The sequence below is a fragment of the Eubacterium sp. SB2 genome (assembly GCF_001244405.1).
Lineage (GTDB): Bacteria > Bacillota > Clostridia > Lachnospirales > Lachnospiraceae > Faecalicatena > Faecalicatena contortus_B.
This window is the reverse complement of sequence record NZ_LN865151.1, coordinates 469,836-484,732: the sequence shown is the minus strand read 5'-3', so window position 1 is coordinate 484,732 and position 14,897 is coordinate 469,836. Positions and strand designations below refer to the sequence as shown.

Below are 14,897 nucleotides of genomic sequence, written 5' to 3'. Positions count from 1 at the left end.
ACATAAAAGTCCCGCCAATTCTATATCCATACGCTGCCCCCGTTTGAGGCCCCTCCTTAGAAACGAGCTTTTTCCTACCGGTTGGATGCGCCAGCTCCATGAAGGGATAGCCGAAAACCTCCCGGAGAACATCCATGTCCTTTCAAAAACGCTCAAAGCGGACCTTAGAAATTCTTGGTGGGAAACAGTCCTGAAAATGGAGAGATTTTTGGATTCCGAATCCAAAAATCAGCTGACCCAGCGCGAGAAATCATCGGATTTCTCGTGATGTGTCAGTGGTGCTCCATTTTCAGGGCTGTTTCCCGCCTAGAATTTCTTAGGTCCGCGGCCGCGTTTTTGAAAGGACATGGATGTTCTCCGGGAGGCTTTCGGCTATCCCTTTATGGAGCGTCCCCATCCGCGCCGAGGCTAAAGCTCGTCGCTAAATCCCGATTTTTTTTATAAACCGCATCATCATTGTCGCACAAGCCGCCCGGTCTGCAAATGCCGTCGGAGCCAGTGTTCCGTCTCCATTACCGGTAATAATGCCTTCTGCGTTGGCCCACTGCATTGCTTCTTCCGCAAAGGGGCTTACAGAACGGGCGTCCGGGAAATGAGAAAGACTGTTTTTGTTGGACGTATCAGCACCGAGGTATTGTACATAACGGTAAAGCAGGACGGCCATTTGTTCACGGGTGATGAGGTCTCCGGGGCCGAATGCTCCGTTTTCGTATCCTGTGATAATTCCACGGGCTGCAGCCCATGTTACTGCTTCTGAGTAAAACTGGCCGTCTGCCACATCCGGGAATCTGGCTGTGAACGGTATTTTATTTTCTCCTGATGCCCGATACAGAATTGTAGCAAACTGTGCCCGGCTCACTTTCTCAGACGCACCGAAGACTGTAGGCTCAAGGCCTGTCATGATTTTATTTTTGTACATATAGACGGCTGCATCGTAAAACCAGTCGTTTTTCTTTATATCGTTGTAAGGGAGCGGAACTTCCTCTTCACCTCCATAAATTGATGCTGCCCTTTCCACTGCCTTCTGCGCATTTACAATGCCTGCTCCTGTATAAATATCATAGCCTGGCGTCCCTATATCTGTGGCTGTATCTTGCAGTATTGTTCTTACTTCTTCTACAGAAAGCTCCGGATTTAGAGAACACATCATAGCGGCAACTCCCGCCACTTCCGGCGCTGCCATGGATGTTCCGTTCATATTTCCATAACTGCCGCCCTTAATTGTGCTCCAGATATTTACTCCAGGCGCTGATATGTCTTTTAGGGAACCATAGCAGGAACTACTTGCTTTTTGCATATTGTTGTCAACAGCAATTACACTGATTGTACTGTCATAATCCGAAGGAATTACGTTGATACTCCCGTTATCTCCAGTACCATAATTGCCTGCGGCACATATGATGATAATTCCTTCATCCGCAAGACTGCGGCACATTCTGCTAAGCAGATCATCATACAAACCGATTTCTGTCTTTCTCATACCCAGACTCAGATTTATCACCTTGACCCCTGCATTTCTGGCATATTCCAATCCCTTTAGAACATACGACACACTCGTTTTCTGGTCCTGAGAAAATACATCTACCACCATCAGATCCACAACGGAATTGTCAAGAGCACTTCCGACACCGGCTATTCCCTCACCGTTGTTGGCCTGTGCCGCAATAATCCCGCTGACATGAGTCCCATGTCCTCCGCCGGAAGAATAGGCACCATTCTGATATCCATCTCCTTGAAGAGGTCCCATGGAACCGTTTGCATTCAATATCTCTCTGCTGTTGACAAGATCCAGCACGTTTTCTATATCCGGATGTACAATGTCTGCTCCTGTATCCAGAACTGCGACCTTTACTTTGCTGTGTTCTTTTTGATTGACAATCTCCCAGGCCTGAGGCACTCTGATCTGCTGCAGATAAGTCTGCCGCCCAAAATGACTGTCGTTTACCGTCGTGTCGTCGAAAAGCTCCAGCTCATAATTTGGTGATACAGCAACAACACGGTCGTCGGCAGCATATACCTCCATGGCCTCTTCCACAGATGAATCTTCTGCAACAGAAACTACCGCAATGTTTCCCTCTGCAGTTTCGGATATTAACTCAACCCCTTCATCCCCTTGTTCCTCAGCCATTACCTCAGCCTGGTCCTCTGAGACATCCTCCCTATACATGACGAGCACTTCACCCGGCACATAGGAAGCGCCACCGGTTCCACTGCCTTCTGTATCTGTCCCATACACGGAAATTACACTGCTCAGGAACAGAATGACTGTCATAAATACTAGACTTAAACCCCTTATTGTCTTCCTACATTTTGACATAGACTTCCCACTGCTTTCTCAATTCTGTTCATTTTTTACAATCCGGAATATCTCTGAATAATAGTTGCGCATACAGCCCTGCTGACCTGCCCCTGCGGATTCAGCTGACCGTTCGTCCCTTCACCCTGAATAATTCCTTCGCTCACAATCCACTGCATAGCTTCCGATGCAAATCCACTTACATTTTTTCCGTCACTGAATTTTCCCAGATCTGCCCTTCCGCCTGTATCCCTCCCCTTATATTGTGCGTAACGATATATCAGCGTTGCGAGCTGCTCTCTGGTAATATCATCGCCTGTGCCAAATAAATTATCGTGGCCATATCCTGTGATAATCCCATTACTGTTTGCCCAGCTGACCGGGATTGAGAAAAAGTAATGATCCGGTACATCGGCAAATTTATTGACGTATCCGTGCTGAGGGCTGCCCTCCATACGATAGAGTATCGTAGCGAACTGTCCTCTTCCAAGATTTTCTCCTGCACCAAAGTTAGTTTCATTTAATCCGGTCATCCACCCGGCATCGTTTACTGCTTTTACTGCACCCAGGTACCAGCTGTCATAAGATACGTCCCTGTACCCCATTCCGGGCATATCAAACCCCTTTACGATATCCTTCCATCTATGGATTCCAATTGTATCCAGACACTGGCTTGTTGCCCCGCCGTAAATATTCGTATCCATGTACTTAAAGACTTGGTATGCTTTCCTTCCCAAGATACCAAGCTGCAGGCCAAATTCATCCGGATGGTCCTCCCAGCTTCTGAAGATAACCGCATCGACCATATCATTAAACTGCCCTGCATAAAAAGTATACGCCAGGCTGGCCGCCTGATAGTCTTCTCCGCCCTTAGCATCAAACCCCTGTTCAGACAAAATAATCCGATGCTGTGAACCGTAAGTATTCTTCACGTAATCCGTCAGTACATTTAGATTAGCCGCGGTAACAAATTGTGCGTTCAAATTATTCGGTGTATATTTATTATTTCCCCATAACAGTTTCTCAGACTCAGTAAACTTATTGCTTGTCGGGTCCATCACTACCGCATAAGGATGGAATGCAACACACCAGTTCACATCTGGCTGCAATACGTTTAGTTCTTCCGCGAATCTGTCAAGAAATTTTTTTGCTCCTATGCCTGTATAATTCCCATTATTATTCCAGCTTCTGTCCAGCGAAATGTATGCTTTTGCTTCTGCCTCACCTTGACGCTGTGCATTCCGTTCCTGCAGTGCATTATAAAGCAAAATGAAAGACTGCGCATATACTTTTGCATTGGTAGACAGGCTTAACGTACCGGTCCAGTTATAAGCGGAAGGCATGTTTACTTCATTTCCCAGTATCCAGTTTTCAATAAAACAGCCGGGCTGTCCGAACTTTTCAGCCAGAAAACCAAAAAGCGCGCTCCATGTGTCTCTCGCTTCTTCGGTCTTTGTACTCAATGCATAAAAATTGTGGCCGCGCTCCGGGTTATAGACCAAGTCTTCCCATTCTTTCAGACCTCTGTCGTCCTGTACCAGTAGTACTGTCGTTACAGTAACCCCCTTTGCATTCAGGGCACGTACTGTCTTCTCAAATCCTTTCGAATAGTTGGAATTAAACATGTAAGTTTTTCCATTGTATGTATACTCCGTATCACCATTCGAGAGAAACTGGGTGATGCCCAGGTTCAGCAGGACATGCTTAACACCAACCTGCCCTTTTGCTCCGGACGACATCCACTCTGTCCCCTGAATCCCTTTTTTAGACCCCTCCATTTGCATAACCGCGCTGCTCCCGCTGTAAACCTCCATATCGGGTACATCGGGCACTTCTGCCTCACTGTCAATAACCGTAGAAGGATCCAGTCCCAGATAGGGCTTCTCAATCATCGGCTCTTCTGCTCTCACCTCAGATACGCCCATCCCCATCAACATCACGAATGCCAGAATTCCCGCGACTATTCTTTTTGCTTTCTTCATTAAAGCCTCCCCTTATTTCTGCCCTACTAAAATGAGGCGGCAATGCCGCCTTCCAGCGTATCGCTGCCTCATCTTAAATCATGTCTGTTTCATGTTCGATACTGATATGTCTTTCTACTGCTCTAATGCGAAAGCCTCTGCCTGGCTGTCAAATGTACCAATTGCGCTCATCATAAATCTGCTGATGATTGCAGAACACTCTGCTCTTCCGGCAGATCCCTGAGGATTCAGAGTACCATCGCCATTTCCGCTGATCAGTCCGCTTCCTACCGCCCACTTCATAGCATCAACAGCAAATGCGCTCACGTCTTTTCCATCCGGAAATGCACTTAAATCTCCGGCAGCTGACACGTCGAGTTCAGCAAATTTAGCATATCTGTACATCATAACTGCGATCTGTTCCCTGGTAATCTCATCGCCTGCTCCAAATTTGCCGTCCGCATATCCTGTAATAATGTTAACATCCTTATCGCTCGCCCACATCACGGGCTTTGTAAAGAATTCTCCATCCGGAACATCAGGGAATCTGTTTGCATCATATACAGCTTCCGGCATGTCTTCCATTCTCCAGAGTATGGTAGCAAACTGCGCACGGCTTACCTTTTCCCCTCCACCGAAGGTTGTTTCATTCATACCGGTCATGATATCCATTTTATACAGCATTGTTGCATAATTTACAAACCAGTCCTGACGTGTCACATCCGTATATGGCAGATCACCATATAATGCCATCTCTATCAACTCATAGCTGCCATCCTCCCTGAGGCTGATTGCCATAACAGCCATGCAGCTTTCCTTATTCCACGTAGATGGAAGGGTTCCGGAGAACTTCAGCTTAAGTTCACCTTTCGGTGCCAATTTTTCAGCGTTTGCAGCAACCGATGCGTCATTAGGATTAACTATGATTGCATTGTCTGCAGTCCACTGAAAGCTGCTCACGTCATCCTTTGGGTTAAGTGAAAAGATACCCAGTGCTAGATGCCCCGTTTCATAGGTAGTATCAGAAGTCCCATTTTCAACTTTTAAGTCAAATGTGACCTGCTTGTCCGCAGCTACTTCGCTTTCCGTTGTGATTGACATGCCCACTCTTCCGGCAGCCTTGGAATTGAAGCCTACGATCAGGACTCCAAACATCACTAGGGCAAATGCCAGCAGGGCATTTTTCACTGTTTTTTTCATAGTTACTTTCATACATTTCCTCCTTGTTTCTTTTGTCTTACAGTCCATACTTCTGCAAGAACCGCGTAATAATAGTTGCACAATGTGCACGGCTGGCATTTCCCTGTGGATTTAAGGTTCCCTGATCCCCCTGGATCAGTCCCGCGCCCACAGCCCACCTCATGGCTTCCTTGGAGAATCCGCTGACTTTGCCTGCATCCGGAAAACTGTTAAGATCAGCGCTGTCCTTAGTATTCAGCCCACAATATTTTGCGTACCGGTACATCAGCACCGCCATCTGCTCTCTTGTAATAAGATCTCCGGGGCCGAATGTCCCATTCTCATAACCGGTTATGACCTGATTACCATAGGCCCATAAGACCGGAGATGTAAAGAAATATCCGTCCTGCACATCCGGGAATACATTGCTGTATGATACGGAAGGAGAACCGGCCATACGGTATAGAATTGTTGCAAACTGCGCGCGGCTTAAATCTTCTCCCGGCCCGAATCTAAATGTATCCATTCCGGTCATAATGCCACGGTCGTATACGAACTTCACATACTCGTAAAACCATGCGCTTCCATCCACATCCGTAAACCTGTCAACACCTGCCAGGTTTGTCCCCTTATTAACAATAACGATACTATCGGCCGCAACGTAACCATACATGCTGCTGAAATCGAATTTGCCTGAAGAAGTGTCTAATCCTGTTCGGGAACTGTTCAGCACACCATCGCTTATCACTTTGTAAAAGCCGTTTTGTGATGTATTATCTAAAATCAGCAGTGACGTGTTGGACTGAGTACCTGTTGAGTAAAGAACCGTAGAACCTGCATTGCTTTCGGCTCTTACCTGTACATTCTGATGGCTGTTAGCCATGGTATCTTTGATTGCAATTGTATATACATTCTGATCCTTCCCCCCGCCTGCCTGGTCTAGTGACCATGCAACTGCTGCTGCCTTCTCTCCCCAATAGGGATCGGAAGCATACTTGACATTAATCCCACTTGCCTTATCTCCCAAGAATCCGCCGAAATAACGTCCATCCTTAGGATTTAAGTAGCCTCTAGACATCCAGGTCTCTATAAAATCTTTAATACAACTTTCTATACTGAAATAAGAATTTGCAGCACCTGTATTAGAGTCCATAGCGTTTAGACCAAAAAGGTTATTTTTTGTTAGCGCAAGATTGCTGGTTCCCCAGGCACTTTCATTCGCCGCAATTCCTGCTGTTAATAAACTGTTTACTCCATATGTATTCTGATGATTCTCTAAAGAAACGGCAATCCCTCTCATCTTAGACTCTGCAGTGGACTTGTTAGAAATTAACGTATCCAGAATTGTTGATGAATAAGTACTAGCACTTCTCATCGGCAGATATTGAAAATAATTATAGTACGGACTGTCCGGATTAATAGAACTTCCTCTACTATTGTTTTTGTAATCATTTAACATAGAAGAATATTTATCTGATGCATAGAAATAATGTCCGTCATAACTATAATATGTACCACCTTCCGCAAGATAAGACGGGGCACGCCCGCATTGGATAATGCCATCATATTTACTGCTATTAAGATTCATTGTAATATAATGTACAAGCCATCCCCCCGAAACGGTATAATAGCTTACGGACTTTGCTGATGATTTATTAATTACCTGCACATTTTTCTTGTCGACTTGTCCGATTACACCGGAAAGCATGAACTTTACCATTCCGCCCGATTCTCCCAAGTAAGCGGCATCTGCGCCAAAAGCTCCATTGGTATAACCTGCATCGCCTGTACCAACTTCGGTATATTCTGTCACCGCATTCCCTTTGGTATTGAAATTCACAATCTTCTCATTGCTGTTGGCAAATGTTGTGATTTCCTCCTCCACCAGCCCTACCTCAGGTTCTATCTCATAGATGTTTCCCTCTTCATCCATACCTGTTATGGGTCGGCCTTCGTACTCCTCTGCCTGTGTATCAAATGAAACCCACATACCTGCAAATAGGCAGATACACAGACTTAATACACACAGCAGGGTCTTCCTCTGCTTTTTCATTTACGTATACTCCTCTCTGTCTTTTGTTACACTGTTGCTACAGATCAGGACCTGTCCCCTTTTCGGCCCATGCCATCAGTATAACGTATCTTCCTCTCATACGCAAGACCGAAATGCATACATAAATCACCTATAATTTTCCATATATTCAGATTATTCACTGCTTTTAGAGGTTAATTACAAATCAGTCCAGATAATACCAATTCGCTGTTTATTAGGCATTTATGACCTTGATAGCCGGCCAGAAGCTACATCAAAATCGGCAGCGTGCAGTAAAACTGCACGCTGCCGACCAATTTTCTCCAAGCTCCTGCTTCGAGCTTTCTAATTATAACATTATTTATTCAATATTTTCCCTGCCGCGCGCAAAGGGGCAGTTACCTTCCAGCTCGTTGATTCCGCATATTCTTTGATCTCTTTTCTCTGCCGCTTGATCTCGGCCCGCAGTCTGTCGTTTTCTGCCTGAATCCGGGAACACTCTTCTGTTTTCCGGTGCAGTCTCTCATTCCACATTCTATCACAGAAAAGATGACCGCCCGTCATTTGATAAAAATCTTTGACCGTAAACTGATACTTCTCTTCAAGCAGCCGCACTGCATCCTGATTCCGTAATAATTCATGGAAACGTCTTATTCCCGCTGCCGGAACAGCCTGTTCTGAAAGTATAGGACGGCAGAGCAGAAAAGCCTTCTCACACTCCAGTTCCAGTTCTGTCTCTGAATCCGGGCATACAAAATCATTGCGAAAGGTATCACAGAAAAGCTTATCATCCATCCCGTCAAAAAAATGAGCACGGATATCCATATATTCGTTAAAAAATCTTGTATTGCTGATGTCCGAATGATTACTGTTATTTGTATTCTCCTTTCCTTTGCCCATAAACCTGCGCATGGCAAGGAGCCTCTCGGGCATTACGTATAGCGGATGTTTTTTAGCAATCCGAACCCAATAATCAAAATCATGAGACTGCATATATCCCAGGTCGAAATCTCCTGTTTCCCTCATAATCCCAGTCCGCATAAGCACAGAGGGATGTGACAGGCAGTTCCCCAGAAAATAAAAGGTGTGGAGACAGTCGCTCTGCCCCCTGAAACTTGCTTCAAACAATCCCACCATTTCCCTGCACTCTTCATTAATATTTCGTCCCGTTTCATCAATTAAATCAATCCATGAAAAGCAGATATCCCTATCCGGATTGGAGCGAAGAAAATCCATCTGCCGTTCCAGCTTATCCGGATACCAGATATCATCGCTGTCTATCCTTGCAAGAAATTCTCCCTTTACTTTTTGAAATCCATAATTCGTAGCGTAACAGATATGACGGTTTTTCTCCAGCTTGTATAACTCAATCCGCTCATCCTTGTAGCCCTCAATCACTCTGCAGGAACTGTCTGTGGAACCGTCATCCACAATAATGAACTGCATGTTCTGATAGCCCTGTCCCAAAACACTCTCAATTGTTTCCCCTATCGTATCCTCATGGTTATAGTTAACCATCAGTACACTCACTAACTCATTTCCCATTCCGTTCTCTCCATATAACTTCCGTATATTTATTTCCTGTTTCATCCCCTTAAAATATGATCCAATGCCCTAAACTGACCGGCCGCCTCTGCAATTAGATTCTCATTCTCAGAAGGTTTCAGCTTGTCCACTTTCCCTATCAGCTCCTCTACATCCGAATTCAGATTGCCCAACTGCAGATAAAACGGGCATTCATTATCCTCCAGAGTATACTTTGTTTTCAGGTCATAAATGATTGGAAGAACCTTTTTTCCCATAAGCCATCCCAGTATAATGCTGTGGAATCGGGTCCCTATTACAATTTCAGATTCCGAAAAGCACTCTATGCATTCCTGGAGATTCTGGTCGTAACAGCATTCCGTAACCCGGTCTTTATCAGGATTAGCCATGATCTCTCGAATTTCCCTTATGGCCTCTTCATCTCCCTGAAATCTGCAGAATGATATGAACTTAACCTCATACCCCCTTTCCAGGTATCCGTCTGCAAGTCTGGCAATAAATCTTTTATACGCCGTATCGTACTGGCTGATCCCCCATTTTCCATGACGGTTCTTCATATCAATAACCGAAAAAAGAACCTGATGCTTCTGCTTTTGCACATCTGCAGCATGATAGTTAAAAACAACATCAGGTGCATATCTAACCTGCGGAAGTTCAGGAAACAGGCCAGCGGAATATCTGTCCCTGAAGCTGATACCCTTATACCTTATAAACAGTTTTCTGTAACTTTCCAGATACCGTTCATCTTCATAAGGGCCGAAATTTGCTCCAACTACAAAGATTCTTTTACTCCTGGCACAAAGCTCTGCATCCAGACGGTATGCGTCTGCAAAATCATCCTGATGCTGTACAAAAACAGATCCCCCGATATGGATCGTCGCATAAGATGATTTCAGCATCCATTTCCAAAATCCGCTGTCAGTATGCCTGACTCCGCCGGCAATCCGGTCTATTAGACGAACCCACCTGTCCTCTTGAGAGTAAACCGACAAATTGCGGATATCTTTAAAGCGCTCTTTGTAAGTGTGATCCGCACAAATTCTAAATTGAACTTTCGGATAACGCTCACACAATATCCGGATCATAAGATCGTCTCCCAGGTTACCCGCCGTATAGGCATGGATAAATACTTTTTTCATAAATTTTTGTCCCCATTTTCAAGTCTTATCATATTCCGTAAACCCGGCCTACTGATTTTTAATTATAACATTTACCGCTCTTCCAGGCAATCTCTCCTCGACAAAATTACCCGGCATGTTGCTTTTTTTTTACTGCTCCTTTATAATCTTCCCATAATGATAAAAGTAATTGAAGGAGTTTAAAAAAATGACTACTGCGCCTAAAAGCAAACGAACTACATTTTTTATCATGAGCCTCATCATACTTGCCGGAATTTGTGCCACAGTCTTTTCAGTTTCATTAAAAAAGGGCATGCATGTAGATGAGTATTACAGCTATGGGCTCAGTAATTATTCCGGAGATGACATCTTTATGCATGTAGATTTGGGAAAGACCTACGATGACCCTGCACAGCCATTTCTGGAATATATGGCTGTACAGCCGGGCAATAGTTTTTCATACGGGAATGTATGGAAAAAACAGAGTGCTGATGTACACCCTCCGTTTTATTACGTAATCCTCCATACCATATGCAGTCTTTTTCCGGCAAAATTCAGCATATGGTTTGCGGCTGTCATCAATATTGCCTTTTTTGGCGGCATTATATTCCTGACTTACCTTACGATGAAACGCCTGGCCATGCGGCGCACCACGGCTATGACCGCCGCATTATTCTGTGCATTGGCAGGCGGCCTACTGCAGATCAATACATTTCTGCGTATGTATACGATGCTAATGTTTTATACTTCGCTTTTGACCTGGCTTCATGTGAAGTATTATGAAAATCAGCCATTACGCTTTTTTATTTATTATCCCCTAACCATACTCTCCGGCATGCTGACACATTATTACTTTTTTATCTTCCTTTTTTTACAGGGAATGTATTTTGGCATTTCGCTTCTTGTTCGGAGACACTGGAAATCCGCATTGCTCTATCTTGCGGAGACTCTGACTGCTATGGCTGCCGCCGTTATCATCTTCCCTGCTATGATCACACATATCTTCACCGGTTACCGCGGGAAAGAATCACTGGATAATCTGGCATCTTCCTCCGGTTATATTGACAGCCTCAGAGACTTCTTACAAATTATAAACAAGAATCTGACCGGAAATATGCTCTATATTATCCTCCTTCTTTTTGCTGCCGCGCTCGTTTGCCGATTACATATAAATAGGAGGGCAGCTATAAAAAACAGATGCCTTTGGGGTATGCTTTTGATTCCCGGAGTCTGCTATTTTCTACTGGTTTCTAAGATTGCCGTTTACCATTATGACAGATATATCTCTCCGATATATCCCGTCTTAATACTGTTAATAAGCGGATTGATTGATTTAACAGTCCGTATATTCTTCAGAGATAAGAAGCTCCGTTTTACCGTTTCTGTTCTTTTGACCATGGGTTGTATATTCCTAAGCTATTGGGGATGCGACTGGACCTATTTTGAAAAACAAACAGCGCTGTCTGTTGAAACTGCAAAAGAATATGCCGGGCTGGACTGTATCATTGTCAATGATGGCGTGAATTTCTGGAACCATACGCTTTATTATGAAGCTATAAACTATAATACCCTGACATTCTTATCCTCTGCAGACTTAGATGTTTATACGGGTACGACGGTTTACCAAGATAAACCCGTGATTGTTTACATCATGAATATCCTGGAGAATCAGGAGGAACTGCTTCAGAATCTGTTGAAACAAAATCCTTCTTATTCCGGTTATACCCATATTACAGACAGCCATTATGCGAAAGGGTATCTGCTGCAATAACCATTTCCTTGGTGCATGTATTTCGGGGTGCTTATTGTATATAATTTTCACAAGGCATCCCGTATCACCCTAAGCGCATTCCCGGACATGATTTTATCGAGCTGGCGCTCAGTAACACCTCTCTTTTTCATGGCATCCCACACTGCCTCCATCTCGCGCACATGCCCGATCCACCCATCACGTGCCTTATTGTCAAACCCGTCAAAATCCGTTCCTATAGCAGCCACGTCTTCACCGCCGCAGCGTATCATATATACCGCATGGCGGGCAATATCATCTAATACAGCCTCATCTCTTCCGGTCAAAAACGCCGGATAAAAATTCAGCCCTGCCACACCGCCGTTTTCCGCAAGCGTACGGATCATATGGTCCGAGAGATTCCTTGGGTGGCCGCAGAGAGCTCTGGCATTGGAATGGGAGGCACAGACCGGTGTTTTGCTGATCCTTATGCAGTCCCAGAATCCACCGTCAGATAGATGAGACACATCTACAAGTATTCCAAGTTCATTCATCCGTTCCACAGTACGGCATCCAAGCTCTGTGAGTCCCTTCTCCATTATACTTTTATCGCGGGAATTCGGATACCCAAGGCAGTTCGGATGGTTCCAAGTCAGCGTAATCAGCCGAATTCCTTTATTGTAAAGCTCATCAATCCTTGAAAGATTACCATTAATTACTCCGCCTTCTTCGACCGTTTTTACGGCAGATATCACCCCATCCACAGAATTTGTTTCAATTTCCTCCGCAGAATGTGCAACTTTTATTTTGTCATTCTGCTCCTGCTCTAACCTGTCTGCCATGGCCAGTACCGCCAGATATGCGCGCTCCCATGCTTCCGATGAAATCGGCTCCGTCCCTCTTGTATGTACCTCCTTATTTTCAAAGGATGCTGCATTCACAAAGCATGCAAAAAACTGGGCCAGTGTGCCCGCACTTTCCATCCCTTCCACGTCAATGCTCAATTGATTCACAGCCAGACACTCCCCTTTGGGGGCATCCATCAGCCTGCTGATCGTATCACAATGCAGATCTATCAAACTCATCATTCACCATTCCCTTCACACTTAAAATATTTTCACATACACACGTCAAAATATACCCAAAGGCACACCGTAATTCATGTCCTGCGGACAGGCATGCAGTAAACTGCACGATAAGGTATACCCAAGGGCATACCGTAACTAATGCCCTTCGGGCAGGCGTGCAGTAAAACTGCACGACAAGGTATATTTTACCACTTTTTTACATACTCTATAACCACTACTTTTGGCGGGCATTATCCTGCCTGAATTATCCTATGTTGAAAAAGGAGTGCTTATGAAACCGAAAATCGGAATCGTTGTCTGCGGCCTCATGGACGACAGGCAGTTTGTGACTAATACTTATATCCAGTCTGTCAGATACTCCGGCGGGCTGCCCTTTATCCTGCCTCTGATCAGGTCTGACCACGCAATACAGGAATATATTGCCTTTTGCGATGGATTCCTCTTTTGCGGCGGAAATGATATTACGCCGCTTTTATTTGGAGAAGAGCCCAAAAATGGAATCGGAAAGACCGATATTACGCTGGATTTATTTCAAATCCGGCTGATGAAAGCCGTTCTGACCACAAAGAAACCTGTCTTTTCCATCTGCCGGGGGATGCAAGTATACAATGTTGCCTGCGGCGGTACGATCTATCAGGATATCTCCCTGCAGCCCGGCCGGCCGCTCAACCATATGCAGCAGTCCTACTCGCGCGCAGAAGTCAGCCACAAAATCCAGGTTGAAAAAGGGACACAGCTCAGGAAATATATCGGCTCCCGCCTGGATGTCAACAGTTTCCACCATCAGACAGTTGGCATGCTGGGCAAAAATCTGACCGCATGTGCACATGCATCGGACAAAACCATTGAAGCCATCGAAATGCCCACGCATCCGTTTGCAATTGGCGTGCAATGGCATCCGGAGTGTATGTACCGCACGTCTCCTGAAATGCGCGAATTGTTTTCAGAATTTATCCTGCATGCAAGGCTCAGGCCGCCGGCACCGCTAGAACCGCAGTCCTTGAAAAAATAATACCATTTATGTCATATTTTAGTCTATCTCTAAAAAATTTTATTATTAAATGCTGTTTATAGAAATTTTTTTAACAGCAGTTTTTTTGTCAATATATACCGTAATAACCGGCCGAGTATAATTTTTCATGCCGCGGACATAATAAACTTCGAAAATATTATTTCTCAAAGGAGGTCAGATTATGTCCGAAATTTCTGTATTAGATCTGCAAAACTTACGTCACCTGATTGGCGGCTATGACACAACACACTGCAAAATGACTGATTATGCATCACAGGCTGAAGACCCTGAAGTTAAAAAACTTTTCCAGGATGCAGCTGAGTCTGCAATGAAAAACAAACAGGAACTGATGAAATTCTTATAAGAGGTGACGAATATGAATGAAAAAACAATGGTATCCGATGCCTTAGTCGGAGTAAATGGAGAACTGAAAATGTTCGGTGACATGATTCCACAGACTGAAAACAAGGAATTAAAACAATGCCTGAAACAGATCCGCAACGAATGCGAGATGTCTCAGGAGAAGCTTTATCAGGTAGCAAGAGAAAAAAGTTACTATGTACCTGCTCAAAAGGCATCCGAGCAGGAAGTCGAACACGTAAAATCAATCTTAACACAGCCTAAGACTTTTTAGGAGGGGACGCTGAATGAGAGACAGACAGGGGAACATTTGGGACTGTCTATGCCTTTCAATTTCTGTCCGTATGCTGAGAATCCGTAAGAGATAAAACAGGGAACATGAAGGGACTTGCCGCATTTGGTCCAAAATCATGATGATTTTGGACCAAATGCGGCAACAATATTTGATTTGGTAAATCAAATATTGCCCTTCATGCTCCCTGTTTTTTCTCATACGGATTCTAACAGCGCTCTCTATGGAGTCGGAAAAGGCATAAATACTCCCAAATGTTCGCCTGCCTGTCTCCCACTCAGCTGG

At 44.6% G+C, this 14,897-nt stretch carries 12 protein-coding genes; 5 read left to right on the top strand and 7 right to left on the bottom strand.

What is annotated here, in order from left to right; translation table 11 throughout:
* On the top strand, nt 1-268 hold a 268-nt coding region (locus BN1938_RS23780), incomplete at its 5' end, for a hypothetical protein (protein ID WP_207642675.1).
* A 153-nt stretch (nt 269-421) separates the two neighbouring features.
* Here the strand turns inward: BN1938_RS23780 and BN1938_RS07005 are convergent.
* From BN1938_RS07005 to BN1938_RS06980, 6 genes are all read right to left on the bottom strand, one after another.
* Nucleotides 422-2,317, bottom strand: a complete 1,896-nt coding sequence (locus BN1938_RS07005) for a S8 family peptidase (RefSeq protein ID WP_082202860.1) — start codon at nt 2,315-2,317, stop codon at nt 422-424.
* A 35-nt stretch (nt 2,318-2,352) separates the two neighbouring features.
* A complete protein-coding gene (locus BN1938_RS07000) occupies nt 2,353-4,278 on the bottom strand; it encodes a DUF5722 domain-containing protein (RefSeq protein WP_050639908.1) in 1,926 nt (641 codons plus the stop codon).
* Nucleotides 4,279-4,392: 114 nt separating this feature from the next.
* Nucleotides 4,393-5,469 (bottom strand): S-layer homology domain-containing protein, encoded by a 1,077-nt coding sequence (locus BN1938_RS06995; RefSeq protein ID WP_050639907.1) that lies wholly within the window; start codon nt 5,467-5,469, stop codon nt 4,393-4,395.
* 25 nt (nt 5,470-5,494) lie between these two features.
* Nucleotides 5,495-7,489: an S-layer homology domain-containing protein gene (locus BN1938_RS06990; protein ID WP_050639906.1), complete on the bottom strand. Its 1,995-nt coding sequence runs from the start codon at nt 7,487-7,489 to the stop codon at nt 5,495-5,497.
* 336 nt (nt 7,490-7,825) lie between these two features.
* A complete protein-coding gene (locus BN1938_RS06985) occupies nt 7,826-9,013 on the bottom strand; it encodes a glycosyltransferase (protein ID WP_070102524.1) in 1,188 nt (395 codons plus the stop codon).
* 41 nt (nt 9,014-9,054) lie between these two features.
* Nucleotides 9,055-10,152, bottom strand: a complete 1,098-nt coding sequence (locus BN1938_RS06980) for a polysaccharide pyruvyl transferase family protein (protein WP_050639904.1) — start codon at nt 10,150-10,152, stop codon at nt 9,055-9,057.
* A gap of 187 nt (nt 10,153-10,339) precedes the next feature.
* On the opposite strand from BN1938_RS06980, the gene BN1938_RS06975 reads away from it, so the two are divergent.
* Nucleotides 10,340-11,902 carry a glycosyltransferase family 39 protein gene (locus BN1938_RS06975; protein WP_050639903.1) on the top strand — a complete coding sequence of 521 codons (1,563 nt, stop codon included), beginning with the start codon at nt 10,340-10,342 and terminating at the stop codon, nt 11,900-11,902.
* Between the two features lie 47 nt (nt 11,903-11,949).
* On the opposite strand, the gene BN1938_RS06970 is transcribed toward BN1938_RS06975, so the two are convergent.
* The gene (locus BN1938_RS06970) at nt 11,950-12,948 is read right to left on the bottom strand and encodes a dipeptidase (RefSeq protein WP_082202854.1); all 999 of its coding nucleotides are present in this window, start codon (nt 12,946-12,948) and stop codon (nt 11,950-11,952) included.
* Nucleotides 12,949-13,219: 271 nt separating this feature from the next.
* Here BN1938_RS06970 and BN1938_RS06965 point away from each other — a divergent pair, with 271 nt between their 5' ends.
* From BN1938_RS06965 to BN1938_RS06955, 3 genes are all read left to right on the top strand, one after another.
* The gene (locus BN1938_RS06965) at nt 13,220-13,960 is read left to right on the top strand and encodes a gamma-glutamyl-gamma-aminobutyrate hydrolase family protein (RefSeq protein ID WP_050639902.1); all 741 of its coding nucleotides are present in this window, start codon (nt 13,220-13,222) and stop codon (nt 13,958-13,960) included.
* Between the two features lie 181 nt (nt 13,961-14,141).
* The gene (locus BN1938_RS06960; RefSeq protein WP_050639901.1) at nt 14,142-14,324 is read left to right on the top strand and encodes a hypothetical protein; all 183 of its coding nucleotides are present in this window, start codon (nt 14,142-14,144) and stop codon (nt 14,322-14,324) included.
* A gap of 12 nt (nt 14,325-14,336) precedes the next feature.
* Nucleotides 14,337-14,594 carry a spore coat protein gene (locus BN1938_RS06955; RefSeq protein ID WP_050639900.1) on the top strand — a complete coding sequence of 86 codons (258 nt, stop codon included), beginning with the start codon at nt 14,337-14,339 and terminating at the stop codon, nt 14,592-14,594.
* The last annotated feature ends 303 nt before the right edge of the window (nt 14,595-14,897 follow it).